The 16,722-nt window shown below is 59.4% G+C and carries 13 protein-coding genes and 3 pseudogenes; 8 read left to right on the plus strand and 8 right to left on the minus strand.

The annotated features are described in order from the left end of the window. Positions 1 to 159: 159 nt before the first annotated feature. The 3 genes from ACVWWD_RS29620 to ACVWWD_RS29630 are packed head-to-tail and all read right to left on the minus strand — an operon-like array spanning position 160 to position 2,134. Entirely contained in the window at positions 160 to 645 is a 486-nt protein-coding gene (locus ACVWWD_RS29620) for a DUF2269 family protein (RefSeq protein WP_023774680.1), read from the minus strand. Next, positions 645 to 1,928 (minus strand): SDR family oxidoreductase, encoded by a 1,284-nt coding sequence (locus tag ACVWWD_RS29625; RefSeq protein WP_352596578.1) that lies wholly within the window; start codon positions 1,926 to 1,928, stop codon positions 645 to 647. Before ACVWWD_RS29625 ends, ACVWWD_RS29620 begins: the two co-directional genes overlap by 1 nt. Further along, on the minus strand, positions 1,925 to 2,134 hold the full coding sequence (locus ACVWWD_RS29630; RefSeq protein ID WP_156939446.1) for a hypothetical protein: 210 nt from the start codon (positions 2,132 to 2,134) through the stop codon (positions 1,925 to 1,927). Before ACVWWD_RS29630 ends, ACVWWD_RS29625 begins: the two co-directional genes overlap by 4 nt. A gap of 694 nt (positions 2,135 to 2,828) precedes the next feature. On the opposite strand from ACVWWD_RS29630, the gene ACVWWD_RS29635 reads away from it, so the two are divergent. Further along, entirely contained in the window at positions 2,829 to 3,185 is a 357-nt protein-coding gene (locus ACVWWD_RS29635; RefSeq protein WP_023784500.1) for a hypothetical protein, read from the plus strand. A 43-nt stretch (positions 3,186 to 3,228) separates the two neighbouring features. Next, entirely contained in the window at positions 3,229 to 3,672 is a 444-nt protein-coding gene (locus ACVWWD_RS29640; RefSeq protein WP_031248436.1) for a hypothetical protein, read from the plus strand. A 382-nt stretch (positions 3,673 to 4,054) separates the two neighbouring features. On the opposite strand, the gene ACVWWD_RS29645 is transcribed toward ACVWWD_RS29640, so the two are convergent. Both ACVWWD_RS29645 and ACVWWD_RS29650 read right to left on the minus strand, forming a co-directional pair. After that, positions 4,055 to 5,242, minus strand: coding sequence for an NADH-quinone oxidoreductase subunit D (locus tag ACVWWD_RS29645; protein WP_352662540.1), 1,188 nt, complete (start codon positions 5,240 to 5,242; stop codon positions 4,055 to 4,057). Between the two features lie 78 nt (positions 5,243 to 5,320). Further along, a pseudogene (locus ACVWWD_RS29650) lies at positions 5,321 to 6,066 on the minus strand (SIR2 family protein). 491 nt (positions 6,067 to 6,557) lie between these two features. Here ACVWWD_RS29650 and ACVWWD_RS29655 point away from each other — a divergent pair. The 5 genes and pseudogenes from ACVWWD_RS29655 to ACVWWD_RS29675 form a co-directional block, all read left to right on the plus strand. Next, positions 6,558 to 6,927 (plus strand): annotated as a pseudogene (locus ACVWWD_RS29655) (IS1 family transposase); the annotation flags it as partial. Positions 6,928 to 7,370: 443 nt separating this feature from the next. After that, positions 7,371 to 9,266 carry a PAS domain S-box protein gene (locus ACVWWD_RS29660; RefSeq protein WP_457103678.1) on the plus strand — a complete coding sequence of 632 codons (1,896 nt, stop codon included), beginning with the start codon at positions 7,371 to 7,373 and terminating at the stop codon, positions 9,264 to 9,266. Further along, positions 9,263 to 9,649, plus strand: coding sequence for a response regulator (locus ACVWWD_RS29665; protein WP_023774691.1), 387 nt, complete (start codon positions 9,263 to 9,265; stop codon positions 9,647 to 9,649). The genes ACVWWD_RS29660 and ACVWWD_RS29665 overlap by 4 nt, the downstream gene beginning before the upstream one ends. 52 nt (positions 9,650 to 9,701) lie before the next feature. After that, positions 9,702 to 11,072 (plus strand): sensor histidine kinase, encoded by a 1,371-nt coding sequence (locus ACVWWD_RS29670; protein WP_198019250.1) that lies wholly within the window; start codon positions 9,702 to 9,704, stop codon positions 11,070 to 11,072. A gap of 171 nt (positions 11,073 to 11,243) precedes the next feature. Beyond that, positions 11,244 to 11,420, plus strand: coding sequence for a response regulator (locus ACVWWD_RS29675; RefSeq protein WP_023774693.1), 177 nt, complete (start codon positions 11,244 to 11,246; stop codon positions 11,418 to 11,420). Between the two features lie 770 nt (positions 11,421 to 12,190). On the opposite strand, the gene ACVWWD_RS29680 is transcribed toward ACVWWD_RS29675, so the two are convergent. The 3 genes and pseudogenes from ACVWWD_RS29680 to ACVWWD_RS29690 all read right to left on the minus strand — a co-directional run bounded on the left by ACVWWD_RS29680 (position 12,191) and on the right by ACVWWD_RS29690 (position 15,855). Beyond that, positions 12,191 to 13,396 (minus strand): cation:proton antiporter, encoded by a 1,206-nt coding sequence (locus ACVWWD_RS29680; protein ID WP_457103679.1) that lies wholly within the window; start codon positions 13,394 to 13,396, stop codon positions 12,191 to 12,193. Positions 13,397 to 14,344: 948 nt separating this feature from the next. Then, a pseudogene (locus ACVWWD_RS29685) lies at positions 14,345 to 14,736 on the minus strand (low affinity iron permease family protein). Between the two features lie 477 nt (positions 14,737 to 15,213). Beyond that, positions 15,214 to 15,855: a CGNR zinc finger domain-containing protein gene (locus tag ACVWWD_RS29690; protein ID WP_084569646.1), complete on the minus strand. Its 642-nt coding sequence runs from the start codon at positions 15,853 to 15,855 to the stop codon at positions 15,214 to 15,216. 50 nt (positions 15,856 to 15,905) lie between these two features. Here ACVWWD_RS29690 and ACVWWD_RS29695 point away from each other — a divergent pair, with 50 nt between their 5' ends. Next, entirely contained in the window at positions 15,906 to 16,700 is a 795-nt protein-coding gene (locus ACVWWD_RS29695; protein WP_352732586.1) for a DUF2066 domain-containing protein, read from the plus strand. The last annotated feature ends 22 nt before the right edge of the window (positions 16,701 to 16,722 follow it).

Below are 16,722 nucleotides of genomic sequence, written 5' to 3' on the forward strand. Positions count from 1 at the left end.
ACACGCCGACCGCCCCTGTCGTTCCAGCGGAACAAGATGATTGTTCCGCCGGCTAGACTTCGCCCACGCCGCGACGATTTCAGAAGGCTGTGTCGCGCCAGCCACGCGCCAGAAGCCGGTTCGCACAATCCGGGATGGTCGTCGCCCAGGCCCTCGCCCTCACTGGGATCCGACAAGTTCTATAGCAGGGCGGGTGATCATCAGCCAAAAAATCGCCGCGACAGCGCTGAAGGCCGGGAAGCCGAAGAGGAACCAGAGCTGGAAAAGCCGGTGGTAACGGCGCGGAAGCGGCTGGCCGGCTATCATCGCCGACGATGCGAGATTTCGCATTTCCATCTGCATCCAGACGACGGGAAGCCAAAAGAGACCGGTCAGGATGTAGAGAAGGATCGATAGCACGATCCAGCCCTCCCAGAGCGAATACCCTGCCTGCCAAGCAAGCGCGACACCGGTGATCGGTTGCGCAACAACCGCGGTTGCGGTGAAAAGGAAATCGGCAATCACGACGATCCGCGCGACGGCTGCCACGGTGGCCGGGTTTCCGGTCCGATGCGCAAGCAGCATGAAGAAGGCGATCCCAGCACCCGTACCCAACAGCACCGCCGCGCCGACGACATGCAGATATTTGAGGGCGAAGTAGAGCATCAGCGCTCCTCCAGGATTGCCAACGCCACGAGGTGTAGAAGAAAGATCGGCAGGATCTTCATCAGGGGGCCGAGCGGCTCGTTCCACAGGTCGGGGCGCAGTAGCGTGCCGGCCAATGCATAGAAAAGGCATATGCTAGTCGCTGCCCACAGACCAAGGCGTGCCGTCCTGCGAAGCGCGATGAGAACGCCGATGGCCAGATCGGCCAGCGCCCCGGCCACGACCAAAGGCGCCGCAAGCGCACCCACTGCGGTATTGATTATCAGTTGGACACCGCTCTGCCACCCCGTTGTCAACGATATGATGCCGGTCACGATCCAGAAGAACGGCAGTATAGTGAAGACGGCGGGCTTGAGGAAGAACAGCCGAGCAAACCACCTGTCCTGCACCGTGGCCGGATTGGCGGCGAGTGCGGCAGGCAGAGATTGCGGCTCGATCCCGGTGGTTACCTTCCACTGTCGCGGATCACCGGTGGCGCCCCGGCTGATCTCAAGGGCGGCGTTGGTACGCATGGGCGGGCGCCATCCCAGCACACTGACGGCATCTCCTACCCGATAGAGCGGACGCGCCGCCCATCTTGGGAGAGCCAGGACGCGGGCCTTCTCCCATCCAAGCCATCTGCGATACTGCGCGACTACCTCCTCCATGGTGAACGCGTCAGGACCAGCAAGGTCGAGACAGGCCCGGGACGGCGCGTCGGCACCAAGCAGAAGGGCCACCGTTTCCACCACGTCCTCAAGCTGGACCACCTGAAGCAGCCCGGTATCCGGCATCGATGGGAGCACTGGCAGCGCCGCAAGTCCACGAAACAGTGCACTCGCTCCAAAAACAGGGCGGCCGAGCACAACGGAAGGTCTCAGCACGACCCAGTCCAGGTCGAGCTGCATCAGCGCCTCCTCGCCGGCGCGTTTGCTGGCGGAGAACGCCGAGGGCTGCTCGCGGTCGACACCGATGGCTGAAAAGTGAATGACTCGGCGGACTCCGGTTTGCCGGCAGGCAATAAACAATACTTCCGCGCCTGACGCATGAACGTCCGTGGTGTGCTCGCTGGCGCTGTCTTGCAGAACGCCGGCACAATTCACCACCGCATCGACGCCTTGAAGAGCCTCACTCCACTCTTCAGGGGCGAGCGCCTTCGCCATATCAATGGCAATCGCTTCGGCCTCACCCAGCCCGGCTTGTGTGCGCCGTGATACCCGGACGAGCTTGTGCCCTGCGGTGATCAGGCGCGCGCAGACGGCTGTACCGATAAGACCGTTCGATCCTGTGACAAGAACTTTCATGCGAGATGTCCAGCGACGCGAAATGGGGCGTGCAGGGTCGCCGCCTCGCTGACAAAAGAACGAATGCAGTGATCGATCACCGGAATCTCCCCTCGGCTTGCTCGCCGCGTCGGGCGCTCCGCGTTTGAGCCGAACGCCTCGATGGCCGTTGCACCGTCTCCAGCAAAGCTTTGTCGAATGCCCTTGCGCTCGGCATGGCCGACCATTTACATGCCTCACTGACTTAGTTGCCAAACACGAGCGACTTACAATTGTTCCGGGGCAGCCTGAAGGGACGGGTCGACCTCCTTCGCTCCCGATGTTGCGCCACAACGACAGCTTCCTCCTCGACCGACAGAAGCCGATGGGAACAATTTGCACGGACCGAGCTTGGGCCTAGGGTCGGCACAGGTGCAGGTAAGGTGGCTTCGACCGAGCATCATCCGTCGCGGAGGTCGCGGAGGCCTTCGTGCATTCCCGGAGGCCGTCCTCGGTAGTGCCGACCCGGGATGCGGTCATGGTGATCAGGGACCTGGCACCCATTTGCGAGCATACCGACGGCGAACTCGACGAGCTGGTCGCGGCGATTTGCGGTCCGGCATGGGCTGATGGTCGCGTTCGACCAGGACGAGGGCGGGGAACAACGTTATCTCGGCCGAGTTCGGCGCCCAGTCGCGTGCATTATTGAAGGAGAACAACATGCATTTTGTGAAAGCGCTTATCACTGAGTGAGTCTCGCCTGCCTGCGGGCCGGTACAGCCCTCTCCCGGTGTATAGCCTGCCGCCAACCCCTGACGCCTCCTCCTCGGCAGGCTGCAAGGCACCTGGTTTTCAAATGCCGCAAAGATACCTTGGTCCGGGTTGTCCGGCGTGCAACGTCCAGCGTTCTCGGACGTTGGCAAGCGAACAGGAGTACCTGACATGCCAAGTAAAACAGAGACCCCGCACACGAAACGAAGCGACTTCGCCAATTATCAAGCCATCCGCCCCGAGGATGCCGCGGTATTGGACAGCCCTGCTGGCCATGAGGACAGGCACGGCGCTGATCCAGACTTTATCGGAGCCGACGATGTCGACCAGCCGATCGGCGCGACGCCCCGCAGCGAAATTACCGGTAGTCACGACGAAGGAGCCGGCGCCAATGAGACGATAGACGGGCTGAGCGAGACCGAAGAACTAACCCGCAGCTACGCCGAGGACATGCCAACCAGTGACAATGATGAGGACGAAGAGGACTTACCGGTCTTCGAACGGGGCCGAAGCAGCACGGAACTCTAACCGGGGGCGGCATTAGGTTTGAACTCACGGTAGGAACATGGCAGTGAGCGCATTCGGACTTCGGATTGTGTCTTTGGGGCTCCGGGCTTTTTTTGGAGGGCTGGGGGCCTCGCTGACTTTGGGCGCCCAGGCCTCTGCGCAGACAAGTCAGCCGGCGCATCAATCCGGCTACTCATCGCAAACAGCCAAGCAGGATCGACTACCGGCGCAAGGATCGTCGCCGACCGCCAAGGATGATGTCGGCGTTGACGTCTCGCTCGGCCGGCCGGAGGTGAAGCAACAGGTTGCAAGGCATCTGGGAATGGCTGAGGCCGAGATACCTCTGGCGGTGCATGTGCCGATCGCGCTCGCTTCGCGGGTCTGCGGGCAAGAGGTATTTACCGCCCGCGCCAATGTAAACCGAAGCTGCACCGCGACGAAGTTCATTCCGGAAATCGCCGAGGCGGCACGCAACCAGCCACAAACCTCCGCAGTACCGGAGCAGTAGCACCGAAATGTCGGAACCCTCCAACGGTCGGGCCATTACCGAGGGCACGCTCCAAGGCCGGTGTAAAGCAGCCACTTGGAACGTGTTTGATTGGCGTCCAGATCAGCTGGGTCGCTATCGCGTGCAACTTTGTTGGCGGCGCCTGTCGCTCTGCCTGCGTACACCCGCGCCGGCGCCAGCCACCGTGCCGCCGTTTGTTGCTCGTGGTCTCCCGCATCGAATAGCCATATTGCCCCCAATGCTCGTTGCGCACACAGGACCTCAATACCATCAAGTTCCTCGGCAGGTTTCGAATTCTGCCGGTCATAAGGGCATCTGAACGCTGATCGAGGCAGCCGGCAGGCTGCCCACGAGGACAGTGCGCGCTGCTGCCACGGGCCAGCTACCGATCCACGTCCCCCAGGACGATGTCCAGTGATCCAAGGACTGCGGTGACATCGGCCAGCATATGGCCGCGGCAAAGGTGGTCCATGGCTTGGAGGTGGGCGAAGCTCGGAGGCCGCAGCTTGCATCGGTAGGGCTTGTTCGTGCCATCCGATACCAGGTAGACGCCAAATTCTCCTTTCGGTGCTTCCACCGCGGCGTAAACCTCGCCGGCTGGCACCCGAAAACCCTCGGTGTACAGTTTGAAGTGGTGGATCAACGCTTCCATGGACCGCTTCATTGCCGCACGTTTGGGAGGAACTACCTTGCCGTCGGGATTGGAAACAGGTCCAGTTCCCTCCCTTTTCAGCAGGTCGACGCATTGGCGCATGATCTTGGCCGACTGGCGCATCTCCTCCATCCGTAACAGATAGCGGTCGTAACAATCGCCATTCTTGCCGACCGGGATGTCGAAGTCCATCTCCGCATAGCACTCGTATGGCTGTGACTTGCGCAAATCCCATGCAGCACCTGAGCCACGCACCATCACGCCGGAAAAGCCCCAGGCCCAGGCTTCATCCTGCGAGATTCGTCCGATGTCGACATTACGCAGCTTGAATATCCGGTTGTCGGTCAGCAACCTGTCAAGGTCGTCCACTGTCTTGAGAAACGGGTCGATCCAGTTTCCGATGTCCGCGGTCAAGTCTGGCGGAAGGTCCTGGTGCACGCCGCCTGGCCGGAAATACGCGGCATGCATCCGGGAGCCACTTGCCCGCTCGTAGAAGACCATCAGCTTCTCACGTTCAACAAAGCCCCACAAGGGAGGCGTCAGCGCGCCCACGTCCATGGCCTGAGTTGTCACATTCAGCAGATGAGACATGATCCGCGAGATTTCACTGTAGAGAACCCTGATCAACTGCCCGCGCCGCGGTACGGCCAAGCCCGTCAGTTTTTCGATCGCGAGGCACCAGGCGTGCTCCTGACTCATCGGTGCCACGTAGTCGAGGCGGTCGAAGTAAGGCAGGGCCTGAAGGTAGGTTTTGGTTTCGATCAGTTTTTCCGTGCCGCGATGCAGCAGCCCGACGTGAGGGTCCACCCGTTCGACGACCTCTCCATCCAGTTCAAGAACCAAGCGAAGCACGCCGTGTGCGGCAGGGTGTTGGGGGCCGAAATTGATGTTGAAATTTCGGACGGTGTTTTCTGCCATGCGGGCGCTCCTCGGGAGCCCGCCTAACTGCCCCTTACCGCGATTGTTCCAGCCGGTTGCCGACCCGCGACCGTTCCATCATCGATCATCGCTCATCCCGGCTTCTCCCACTATCTCCGCCAGCCGGCCGAGGAAGTCCACCAAAGCGGCTTGCGGGTCGTCGACTTCGCCGATGATCACCGAAATGCCCCACCGCTCAAGAACGGCTTCCTCCACGGGGTTGCGGCTGGTCATGAAGATGAACGAGGGGGGGGCGATCTTTCTCATAGCCGGAGCGATGCCACGTCTGCCAAAGACGGTGCAACAACAACCGTATGTTGGGGTCGGAAAGGCTATAGCCGATGAAGAGGATCGTGCTGCCAAGTGCATCCGAGCGAAAACGCACGTCCAGGGGAGAATTGAACGAGAGGCGATCGAGGTAGTCCGTTTCGGTAAGGACGAGAGAATTATCCTCGTCGAAGTCGCCCTTGAAACTTAACGATTGGGTAATGCCCTGGCGGGCCTGCGCTACATCGCGTGCATTGGCCACTTAGACGTAGTCGGTCCTTGGGGACAGACCAATTTCTGTCCATCCAACTGCGAAGCGGCCCAATGCTGCCATGCTTGATTCGATAGTATTCGGCCAAGGTCTGAAAACGATCGCGCTGCATGGAAAATTCATCATTGACGCCGAGCTCCTTTGCCATTCGCTCTATGAGCTTCTCCCAAGAGGGAAGTCCGACGCTGATCGAAACCCCCGCTCCCACAAACAAGATTGCGCTGCGACGACGAATTGCATTGGCAAGCGAACCTGGTCCGAGCGAAGTTGGACTCCGCTTAACCATTCGAGCCCACACGGCGCCCCGCGGCGCCATTGTGCTTCGCCATAATCGACTGAACCGGCTCCGTGATCGGGCGACCATCTTCATCGGCGCGAAACGACGCAATCTCGTGGTGAGTGGCAAGCTGGGTCGTGAACTCGTAAAACGAGAGACGGCCGGCCCCGGAAGGCTCTGGTTCAATGCACCGCGAAAAGGTGACTATCCTCGAGATCGGCCCAGCGGCCTATCGGATCAGCTGTGCGCAGATCAAAGATGGCTGACAATCTACGCCGTCAACGAACGCAACCTGGCTGGATCGCAACCGGACCGATATGACCAAGCGAATTTCGTAAGACATGGATCGCCACCTTATATTAGCCTCCACGAATAGTCTCCGGGAGCCGCCGACCATCCCCAATGTTTTAATGGGCCGGTTGCGATCGGCAACGTTGCAGGCGGCATACCTCCGACAGGATCCCTGCCCCAACAAGCCATATCCGGGCTGAGATCAAGCAATGCTCACGCGGCGCCAAACACGCGTGATAGGCATAGCAAGAACACAGTCGCCAAGCTGCTTTCGGACGCTGGTGCGGTGTGCGCCGCCTTTCAGGACGAAGAGCTTTCCAACCTGACCGGTAAGCGCATTCAGGTCGATGAAATCTGGTCGTTTACCTACGCCAAGCAAATGAACGTCGGGGTAGCCAAAGCTGCCCCGGAAGGCGCTGGCGACACATAGACATGACGGCATCGATGACGCCACCAAGCTTGTCATGTCGTGGCTGGTCGACGGGCGTGACGGCGAATACGCGATGGGCTTCATGGACGATCTTTCGCCTCGCGAATCGCGAGGAGCCAACCAGCGACGGTCATAGGGCTTACCTAGAGCTCAAGATCAAGTTCGCCAAGATCCTTGGATCTTCTTGCCGAGGACCACGACAACATGGAAACGGTCGCTATTGAGACGCCCGCCAAGATGACGGATTTTGAAGCTGTGACGGTCGCGGATTTGATCTGCGACTTTTATTATGAGTTGACCTGATCCCGGATGAACGCGCACCACGATGCGAGCCTAGCGTCAGACGAGATATGAGATGAATGCAGGCGGCCTTGGTAGCGGTTGCTCGCAATGCAGGTCATCTAGCCCCTCCGGACTGGCCGGACAACGGTCCGCCCCGGTAATGCAATGCTTACCTTATGATCTGACCGTAAGCCTGTGCGGACTATTGCGTTGGATGGGCCAAGCGGCCACTTATTTGCGAACTGGAACCAAGACGCGGCGTCTTCGTTATATGCCGTCGTGCTAATTTGTTCGCCAAGGAGGGGAGGCGATGCAGATACCGGGGGGCGAGAAACTCACGGAACGGGTGGATGAACTCAGCGCGCTTTACGTGCTGACAGACCGCCTGTATCGGGCGAAATCCAATCACGAAGCTTTCGAGGCTGGCCTGGATGCCATCCGCGATGGGCTCGGGTGTCGAAGGGCGTCAATGTTGCTTTTCGACGACGCAGGGGTGATGCGCTTCGTGGCTTGGCGGGGACTATCCGATTCCTACCGACACGCGCTGGCGGGACATTCGCCTTGGAAAGCGGGCGAACGCAATGCGGAGCCGATCCTTGTAACGGACATCGCAGAGACCTCTGAACCGACCAGCGTCAAGGACAGGATCGCCAGCGAAGGCATCGTTGGTTTGGCGTTCATTCCATTGATTGCGCAAGGCGAAGTGGTGGGCAAGTTCATGACCTACTACGAGCAGAAGCATTCCTTTGCCGGCCACGAGCTTGATCTTGCGATGACGATCGCCCGGCAGATCGGATTCTATCTCGAGCGGACCAGGGCGGAAGAGGCCCGCAAACTTGCCGAAGACGAGTTGCGAGCATCCGAACAACAGTTCCGCCTGATGTCCGAACATGCGCCGGTCATGATCTGGACGTGTGACGCATCCGGCAAGTGCACCAATTTGAACAGCATGCTGCGCGAGTTCTGGGGTGTCACGAGCGAGGAGATCCCGACCTTCAGTTGGCACCCGACCATCCATCCGGACGACGCTGCCGATATCGGAGCCCGGATGATGGACGCGCTGACGACACAGTCGAGTGTCACGGTCCAGGGTCGCTACAAGAACCACAAGGGCGAATACCGCGTCCTGCTCACCGTCGCCCGCCCCCATTTTTCCACAAAAGGCCAATTTCGCGGACTGATCGGGGTCAATGTCGACATAACGGAAAGCGAGCGAGCGGAAGCAGCGCTACGCCACAGCGAGGAGCGATTTCGCTCGGCCGTGGAGGCGGCCCCCAGCGGCATGGTCATGACAGACGGGAACGGCCGCATCATCCTCGTCAACCTGCACGCCGAAGCCGTATTTGGTTATGAGAGGGAGGAGATGATTGGCCGGGGCATCGAAATGCTGGTACCCGAGCAGTTTCGTAGTTCGCATCCCCTGTTCCGCGGCAAGTATGGGAGTCGCCCCCTGGCGCGACCGATGGGTGCGGGCAGAGACCTGTATGCCCGGCGCAAGGACGGAAGCCAAGTGCCGGTTGAGATTGGAATCAGCCCAATCCAGACAAGCGAAGGCTTGATGACACTCGCCTCGATCGTCGACATCAGCGAGCGAAAACGGTCAGAGACCCAGCGAGACCTGCTGATGGCTGAACTCAACCATCGTGTGAAGAACACGCTGGCGGTGGTCCAGGGAATCGCCCATCAGACCTTCAGGGGAACTCCGGCCACCGAGGCTCATGCCGCCTTTGAGGGTCGCCTCATGGCTCTCTCCGCCGCGCACAACATCCTGACCCAGACCAGTTGGGAGCATGCATCATTGGACCAACTGGTTTCCGACAGTCTCCAGATCCGAGGCACGTTTACCAACCGGGTCACAACGAGCGGGCCAGCGATTCGTTTGCAGCCGAACCAGGCCCTTTCCGTCGCACTCGCGCTTCATGAGCTGCTGACCAACGCAGTCAAGTATGGTGCCCTTTCCAACCATGCCGGCAAGGTTTCGGTCGAGTGGGCTCGCACCGAAAATCCCAAGCCCCGGCTGAAGCTAATTTGGAGCGAATTGGGCGGCCCCGCAGTGTCGGCTCCATCGCAGCGGGGATTTGGCACGCGGCTGATTGTCGGAGGCCTGGCGGCAGATTTGGAGGCAGAAGTCGCAATGGAGTTTCAGCCCCAAGGGCTTGTTTGTAAGATTGATGCTCCGCTGCAAGAGGGGATACTCGCACAATGACGACACTGTTGGGCAGACGCGTCCTCCTGGTTGAGGATGAATCCCTGATTGCCATGATGGCAAACGATTTTCTCACCGACCTTGGGGTAGAGGTCATTGGTCCGGCCACGTCGATCGACGCCGCTTTGGACCTGATTTCGGCCCACAATATCGACGCGGCCGTGCTGGACCTCAACATTCGCGGGGAGTTGAGCCATCGCGTCGCAGACGCCCTGAGAGAACGGCGCATCCCGATGGTGTGCACGACGGGCTACGGTCAGGGCGCCGCTGACTTCGCAAGAGGAGCTCCGATCATCGACAAACCCTACTCCAAGGAGAAACTGGCCAACTCGTTGCATTCCGCCCTGTCGGGACGCCAGGGATCAGCGGGCCCGTCAGCATGAGTTTCGTAGCTGAGACCAACGTCGTGTAAACTTGGGCTGTCTTGGGGGAACCGTGCGTCGACCGCTTGATAAGTTCAGGGATGATAATCTGAAGCTGAGGCTGGCGCTCCGCGCCGCTCCCCTAGGCATTTGGGACTGGAACCTCGAAACCAACGAGATGAGCTACTCGCCCCGGGCCCGGGCGATTTGTGGGTTTTCTCCGGACGAGTCGATCACCATCGAGAAAGTTCGCGCCGTCACCCACCCAGCTGATTTGCCGGTCACCAGCGAGCAGGCCCGCATGGCGCTGGACCCTGAGATCAGGAACAACGAGCCATACGAATATCGGCTCGTGCGCGCCGACACCGGCGAGATCCGTTGGGCTCTGGCCTACGGCGAGGTGGTGTTTCAGCGGAGCGGCGACACCGTGAAAGCGGTGCGCTTCCTCGGCACCATCGAGGATATAACCGCTCGCAAGCAGGCTGAAAACGCGCTGCGTGAGGCCGAACTCAGACAGCGACTGGCCATAGATGCCGCCAGAATGGCGGTGTGGGAACTGGATGTGCCAGCGGACCGCTTGATGGTCACCCCCGAGCTCAACCGTATGTTCGGCCTGGCGGAGGATTCCTGTCCGACCGTTGGCGAACTTCGCACGTTGTTGGGTCCAGGTGACCTTGAGAGGATCACGGAAATCCGCAGCAGAGCGGCCGACCTTGCTGATCCGTACTTTGAGGCAGAATTCCGTTGCCGATTTCCCGATGGCTCATTGCGTTGGAGACTGCTCCGGGCCGAGGTTCAAAATTTTCCGTCTGGCGAGCCGAAGCGCATCATCGGCGTGTTGATGGACATTGACGAGCGCAAGCGCGGTGACGAGCAGAAGCACTTGCTGCTGCGCGAGGTCCATCATCGTGTGAAGAACTCGCTCAGCGTGATCCAGGCGCTTGCAACCCAGTCGTTTGGACGAAGTGCTGCCAACCCAGCCGCGCTGAACGGCTTTCTGGGCAGGCTCGCTGCGTTGGCCAAGGCGACTGATCTGGCTGTTGCGCAGCAGGGACAACCCTTTAGCCTAACTGACCTGATCGTCGGCGTTGCGAGACCCTTCTTGTCCCCGAACAGATTTGAACTTCACGGCAAGGACATTAAACTGCCAGCGCGTATGAATGTGCCGCTAGCGCTCGTCTTCAATGAGCTGTGCACCAATGCCGCCAAGTTCGGCGCACTTTCGAACGCGGAAGGAACTGTCAGTATCGAATGGGAGACCACGGCCAGAGGGATCGAGCTCCATTGGCGCGAAAGCGGCGGACCTCCTGTTCCTACAAAGCTTGACCAAGGGTTCGGCTTGAGACTGATCCTGGACGTGCTGCCTGTAGAATTTGGTAGCGCCCAAATTGACCCGCTACCTTCCGGAATTTCCTGTCACATCCTTATTGCCAATCCCGGCTAGGGTGGAGAAGCAGCGCCCGCGACCTCGATAGTTGCGCCCGGCAGCCTCTCACATGCAGCCCAGCGAGCAGCTGCTCGGCAGAAGAGCTTAAACAAGTGAGTTAATGCTCGATACATTAGTTTGCACTAAAGTGCGGGTTGCGCGTCGTGGCGCCGGCTGTATGGGTCCAGCATGGAAAACAGTTCGGTTCTGGTCGTTGAAGACGAGCCATTGATCTTGCTCGATATCGAAACGGGCTTGGGAGAGGCTGGGTTTCGAGTTGTGGCAGCTCGCAATGCTGAAGCGGCCATTGAGGCGTTTAGCGAGAAGCCGGGAAGTTCAGCAGCCTGGTTACTGACATTCGACTAGGTCGGGGAAAAAGCGGATGGGAACTAGCCAAGCACCTGAGAGGCACCAGTCCCACCTTTCCTGTGGTGTACATCAGCGGGGATAGCGCGGTTCACTGGGGCGTAGAGGGTGTTCCGGAAAGCATTATGATCACCAAGCCGTTCGCGATGCCCCAGATCATCACGGCCCTCTCTACACTGCTTAATCAGCATAATCCGATAGCCCCAAGCGAACCGACCGCTTAGTGGGTCTGGCACGGATGGGTAGCGCTGAAAAGCCCGCCCTGGGTCGGTACCTTGGCGGGCTTTTCATTAGGCGCGGCTACATCCAGAGGAATCGACCGCTACCATTTTAACGAGTTGGGTGGCTTTGGGTTCCATTCCAGACGGATGACCCGTCCCCAGTTCTCTTAAGCATGCGTCGCGCGGCATTCAAACCGTCGCGTAAGCGGTTCAGATATTCTTCGTTCTTCTCAATGGGGAAGCCGCACTGGCGATTGTGTTCAAGGAGCCGATCCTGAATCGAGATCGCGTTCATAGTGGCGGGTGATCTTCGAATAGTGCTCTTGTATGGAAGCCATAGCTTTCCTCCCGTTGGGGCGAAAGCATGCTGATCACTTCCAAACGCTCGATTGCCAGAAACCGTCACGGGCGACGAGGAGAGGATTCGCGCTGTCCTGGGCGATAGCTACAGCCGATTTTAGCAAAGTTCGAATGTTGGCCTGTCGAATTCCTATTTTCCGTTTAGGTTTGTCAATGACATAATCGCCACTTCTTCACCGGCTGCTACGGTCACTTGCTAGTCGAACCTCCCCTTTCGGCGGTCAGCCCCATCCGTCTGATAAGCCACGGCATGCTCAACCCCTGAATAAAGATTGAGAAAGCTACGACCGCGAACGCGACAACGATTATTTGACTGCGCTCGGCGACGTCATCAGGAAGTGCAAGCGCCAGGGCCAGAGCGAGGGCACCGCGCAACCCGCCCCAGACCAGAATGTGCTGATAGCTGGCATCCAGCTTCAGGGGCGTCGCTGCGAGTAGGGCACAGAAAGGATAGATAGCCAATGTCCGGCCAACCAGCACCAGCGTGATGGCGACCACTGAGGTGCCTGCGAATATCCCAAGTGGCTGATGGGCTTCATGGCCGCCGATCAAGATGAACACGATCGAATTTGCCAGGAAGGCCGCATACTCCCAGAACGCCAGAACGTGACTTCTGGCATTCGCGGAAATAGCGCCTTTCCATCCGACGTTGCCGACGATCAAGCCTGCGGTGAGAGTAGCCAGCACGCCCGACATGCCAAGATCCTCAGCAAGCAGAAACGAACCATAGGCCGCGATGGTCGTTAGGGTTATTTCAACAAGATGGTCTTCGGTCCGGCCGGCAATCAAAAGCAGCACAGCTGCCACGGCCGCGCCGGAGGCAATCCCACCCGCGACCGTCCAGAACAGCGACGCAGCAATGCTCAGGGGCGTCGCTTCGGCGCCTGCCGCCATTGCCGCCAGGATGCCGAAGCCAACCGCGGCTGCGCCGTCATTGAGGAGACTTTCCGATTCGACAAGCAGAGCAAGGCGGGGCTGAATCTTCGTCTCCTTGAAGGCCGCGATAACCGACACCGGATCGGTCGCCGTTATCAGCACGCCAAACAGCCCGGCTCCGATCCAAGTCCATCCGAGCAGGAAATGCATGCCAGCCGCAACCACTGCGGCGGCAATAGCGACCCCGGGAAAAGCGAGCAGAACTGTGACCGGCAGATTCAGGCGGAAATGACGCCATTCGATTGCAAGTGCCGCCTGGAAAATCAGCGGCGGCAAAAAGACCGTGAAAATCAGATTCCGACTGAGGGGAAGTTCGACGACGCCGGGCATGAAGCCAAGCGCGATACCTGCCGCAACAAGCCCGACGCTGTAAGGAAGTTGCAGCCGTCTGGAGATCATCGCCACCAAAGAAGCGGTGAGCAGGATCATCCCCAGGGTGAGGATTGAGAGATCGTTCATGGCGGCCCCAGGTAAGGTCTGATCAGGACAACTAGGGCTCTGAAGCCCCAGTGGAACGGTCCGGTGCGAAGAAGTTCGCCTAGTCCGAACGGGAGATATGACCAGAGCAGATCCGGATCCGCCCTAGCCGACACGCCGCCCCATGTCGCACCTGCGGTGAGAAACCTACGGCGCTCAACAAGTTCGGCTTCATGGCGGAGACAGCATCGGCCACGATTGGGGCGGCTTCGGCGCGAGACGTCAAAGGCGGCGACGGTGACAGATGGCTGCCACATCAGGCGGACGCGCCAAACCCGCTCGAGTCTGTGCCGCGGAAACCAGACCTTCTCACAGGCACTAAATCGCGCGATCAACACGAGCCTCCTTGAACGGTGCATCGTCATCGCAGTCAGTGTCGTTTCGCTCATTCTGGTGATAGCGTGCGTTCTGGTCCACTACGAGGCGTTCAAAATGGTCGCGAGCTCTGCCCGTTCAGCCGAGGTCGGCGGGTTCCAAGCCGAGGACGACTTCTGATCGTAATCTTCGGAGCGCTTGCCGCGCATACTTTCGAGATTGCGTTCTACGGTTTCGTCTTCTGGGGGCTCCATAGCTACCGGCTGTTCGGGCGAAATCGTCGGAAAAATCTCAGATGGATGGGTCGATTTCCTGTATTTCTCCGACACCAACGACGCTGGGCGTGGGCGACATCAGGGCCGGAGGTCCGATCCGACTTATTGCCTCATGAGAGGCGCTCACTGGCCTGGTGCCGTTGAGCTGGACGGCCTCGTTCACCTAGCTCTCCATGGAGAATTTTTGGAAGAGGAGTTAGGCCGCGTGATCGCTCGCCCGTTTTGGATGTGAGGCATACGGAGCTACCACAGATCGCAGGGCATGTTGCCCATGCTTCGTTTCATTGGCGAGGAGCGGCTTAATGCCATTTCTCTTACTTGCCGTTGGCGATGTTCTTTTTCATTGCGCCTCGCTTCCTCTGCGTACCTGCCCGGGTGAGTGGACGCGGGCCACTGCGGCCTCACAGGTCGCCCTGATCTCTTCAACTTCGGTCGCCGTTAAAGAATCTATCCCGATAAAGCTGTTCTTCCCGTTACTCACGCGCACAAGCTCGTCAAGCTTAGCCTGTACCGCTGCCCCATCCCGGTACTGTGTGTTCTGGATCAGGAAGACCATCAGGAAGGTAATGATCGTCGTCGAGGTGTTGATGATGAGCTGCCAGGTCTAGAAAAGCCGAGGGCAGGTCCGGAGCAGCCCCACACCGCGATCACCGCGATACAAAGTATGAATGTGCTCGGCCGACCCGCTCCACGAGCAACGGCGTTCGCAATTTTTCCGAATGTCTTTTCCACTCAAAGTCCCGGCCGGTAGGAACCCCGCCTAAGCGGAATTCTTCAATTTATTGGGCCGCCGCTTTTTTCCTAGCGGCCGATTTGGACTGACCAGATTGGCTTTTTGAGCCGGCGTTCTTTGAGTGGGCTGCCATAGCCGGGGCGGCTCCGGTCTTCTTGGCCGCGCTCGCCTTCCCACTCGATGCCTTCTTCGTAGCTGCCTTCCTGGGGGTGGCCTTCTTGGCAGGCCCCTTCTTCGCTGCCTCCTCGCTGGAGGAAAAAATGCCACCTGCGGCGGGGCAGGGACGCCGCCGCCGAGTTCCTGCTCCGTCGTGTACTAAAGTACAGCCGTCGGGCACGCAGGGTATTTGCCGGGTCGAGTTATCGCTGAATATCACTCGACCGTTCCGACGAGTTTCAGGGCAGCTGAGGAGGCGAAGGGACGCACTGGGGCCCTTCGTCGCCTTGAAAACTGCCGGCCGGCCTTTCCATTCTGCGCTACTTCCGATGTGCCAGGCGGTAGCGGGCCGCCTTGGCGCGGTTGCCGCAACTGTCCATCGAGCACCAGCGCCTCGGTTTGGAGCGGCTGTCGTCAATGAAAAAGCCGCCGCAATTGTCAGCCTCACATCGCCGGATGTCGTTTCCTGAGGGGAACAGCACCAGCATGGCAGCGGCCGCTGCTGACCGGCGCAGCGGCAGGTATAGCCTTTCGTTTGCCGACGCGGATTGGAGGTTCAAGATGTCGCCAAGGCAAGCCGGCCCGCCCGCCTGCCCTATCGCCTTATGAAAGCTGCGCAGCGCAACGGCTTGCGAGGCGACCCCATGGCCGAAGTTTTTCGCACAGACATTGAGCCACGATTTGAGGGCGGCGCGTAGCTTTAGCACCTCGAGATGCACATCGCGGGCGACGCGTGGGTAAGTTACGGCACGACGCTCGAGGACCCGCCCTTCATTTTCCGACAACAACAGGGCCGGAATGCAAAAAACCAACAGATCTTGATAGCTCGGTATGCAGTCGATCTCTGCCCCGTCGCGCCAGTGTAATGTGTTAGCAAGGTCAAGAGCGGGCGCACCACCTAGCATGCGCATAGGGCCGCGCGGCGAGACATAGGTCCGGACAAATTCCGTTGATTCCATCATCGTCAATATGTAACCTGATAAATGGTTACTCAAGAGGGCAGAAGGGTCAAATGAAGAAGCCTCTGTTGACGGTCTTGTCCTGGTTTGCGTTTGCAATCACTGCCCACGCAAACGACGATGTCCTTTATCGCTCAAGCGTGATCGTCACCGGAGATCGTGAGGAAACGCGCGTCCCTGCCATCCCGGAGGGTTTCGCACTGGCAGCGCAAAAGCTGACCGGAAATCCCGACGTCGTGCACAATCCAACCTTCGCTTCGCTGGCGACCGGGGCGCCTGCCATGGTTTGGTCCTACACCTATCATGACCGCATGTTCGGCAGGCCAATTCACGACGAGCAGGGCACACGCGATCGCCCTTTCGATCTCACGTTCCAGTTCGACCGGAAGCGAATGGACCATGCGATGGCGCTGCTGGGCGAGAGGCCGTGGTTGGGGGCGCGCCCAAAGCTGGCGCTCGTCGTCGAGGTTACCGATATGGCACGCAGGTATGTACTCGCCGCCGATGGCGTCCACGGATCGGACCTGCGCGCAAGCTTTGAAGATGCTTCGGCCCGCTTCGCGATACCGATCATATTTGCGAAAGAGGCCGATGTATCGGCGCTCGTGCTGGAAAACGTCGATGCAATACCTGATGAGAGCATGGCCAGACTGAAATCCAGGTTGGGAGCTGACGAGATCTTGGTCGGCCACCTCGATTGGGAAACCAAAGAGCCGGGCTGGCATGCGGCTTGGCGCCTGCCACTTGGTACAGAAGATAAAAGGTGGGAGATAGCCGGCGTAAATTTCGATGCTGCCTTTCGCAACGCAATCGGAGGTGCCGCCAAGCGCATGCGACCGGCCAAATAGCGCAGGTGCCGTGACATTGTGG

This window comes from Mesorhizobium sp. URHB0026, assembly GCF_054059755.1.

What these genes read in the sequence shown, in the direction of transcription:
- ACVWWD_RS29620 (WP_023774680.1), bottom strand. Translation starts at nt 645, where the DNA reads ATGCTCTACTTCGCCCTCAAATATCTGCATGTCGTCGGCGCGGCGGTG.
- ACVWWD_RS29665 (WP_023774691.1), top strand. Translation starts at nt 9,263, where the DNA reads ATGACGACACTGTTGGGCAGACGCGTCCTCCTGGTTGAGGATGAATCC.
- ACVWWD_RS29680 (WP_457103679.1), bottom strand. Translation starts at nt 13,396, where the DNA reads ATGAACGATCTCTCAATCCTCACCCTGGGGATGATCCTGCTCACCGCT.
- ACVWWD_RS29635 (WP_023784500.1), top strand. Translation starts at nt 2,829, where the DNA reads ATGCCAAGTAAAACAGAGACCCCGCACACGAAACGAAGCGACTTCGCC.
- ACVWWD_RS29645 (WP_352662540.1), bottom strand. Translation starts at nt 5,242, where the DNA reads ATGGCAGAAAACACCGTCCGAAATTTCAACATCAATTTCGGCCCCCAA.
- ACVWWD_RS29690 (WP_084569646.1), bottom strand. Translation starts at nt 15,855, where the DNA reads ATGATGGAATCAACGGAATTTGTCCGGACCTATGTCTCGCCGCGCGGC.
- ACVWWD_RS29625 (WP_352596578.1), bottom strand. Translation starts at nt 1,928, where the DNA reads ATGAAAGTTCTTGTCACAGGATCGAACGGTCTTATCGGTACAGCCGTC.
- ACVWWD_RS29695 (WP_352732586.1), top strand. Translation starts at nt 15,906, where the DNA reads ATGAAGAAGCCTCTGTTGACGGTCTTGTCCTGGTTTGCGTTTGCAATC.
- ACVWWD_RS29660 (WP_457103678.1), top strand. Translation starts at nt 7,371, where the DNA reads ATGCAGATACCGGGGGGCGAGAAACTCACGGAACGGGTGGATGAACTC.
- ACVWWD_RS29630 (WP_156939446.1), bottom strand. Translation starts at nt 2,134, where the DNA reads ATGGTCGGCCATGCCGAGCGCAAGGGCATTCGACAAAGCTTTGCTGGA.
- ACVWWD_RS29675 (WP_023774693.1), top strand. Translation starts at nt 11,244, where the DNA reads ATGGAAAACAGTTCGGTTCTGGTCGTTGAAGACGAGCCATTGATCTTG.